The sequence below is a fragment of the Corynebacterium sp. HMSC05D08 genome, from assembly GCF_001807215.1.
Taxonomy (GTDB): Bacteria; Actinomycetota; Actinomycetes; order Mycobacteriales; family Mycobacteriaceae; genus Corynebacterium; species Corynebacterium striatum.
This window is the reverse complement of the sequence record NZ_KV788308.1, coordinates 1-936: the sequence shown is the minus strand read 5'-3', so window position 1 is coordinate 936 and position 936 is coordinate 1. Positions and strand designations below refer to the sequence as shown.

General features: G+C 56.4%; 1 protein-coding gene. It reads right to left on the bottom strand.

Translation table 11 applies throughout. The features are described from left to right. Positions 1-130: 130 nt before the first annotated feature. The coding region (locus HMPREF3148_RS03000) for an IS256 family transposase (RefSeq protein ID WP_141741065.1) at positions 131-936 on the bottom strand (806 nt) is incomplete at its 5' end.

Below are 936 nucleotides of genomic sequence, written 5' to 3'. Positions count from 1 at the left end.
CAATCGTTCCTCGCTTTTCTCCTGGCTTCAGCAAGGTCAAGTCCGCGGATGTGGTGTATGAGTTCTTTCGAATCGTCGGTGATCGGTTAGCCGGGATCGGGTCCGGCACGGGCCTGGGCGTGGTTGGTCATTAGGCTGCAATCTCCTTGCCTGCCGGGGTGGTGGTGTCGGTGTCGAGGACATTGGCTGTGATCAACGCTTTGGTTTGCTCTAGGCTTGTCAACGACATGTAGCGTTTCTGTTGAATCCATTCATCATGCTGCTCAGCAAGGACGGCCCCGACTAGGCGAATCACAGCATCACGGTGGGGGAAGATCCCGACAACATCAGTGCGCCGGCGGATCTTGCGATTGAGCCGTTCGGTGGGGTTATTCGACCAGACTTTGGTCCACACTGACTTCGGTGTGTGGGTAAACGCCAACACATCATCAAGATGTTCTTCTAGGTAGTCTGCAACATGTGGAAATTTCGCCTGGCAGAATTCCACCACTTCCCGAGCCTGAGTCCACACCGCCTCAGCATCGGGTTGTTGGAAGATCGTGTGGAACATCGCCGATAATGTCGGCCACTGGGTCTTCGGCACCATGGACGAGAGGTTCTTAGCGAAGTGGGTGCGGCACCGCTGCCAGGAGGCATGTGGCAGCACATCAGACACCGCTGCTTGAATGCCTAAGTGAGCGTCACTTGTCACCAGGTAGACATCACCTAGACCGCGGGCTTTTAAGTCCCTAAAGAACCCGGTCCACGAAGCGGTGGACTCAGCGGTAGCTACTTGCATGCCTAACAGTTCCCGGTAGCCGTTATTGTTGACACCGGTTGCTAGCAGCACACTCGTTTTGACCACGCGTCCGCCTTCCCGGACTTTCATCGTCAGCGCGTCGCACGAGAGGTAGTAGTACGGGTGCTGAGCGCGGGTAGTTGGTACCGCGGTTACGG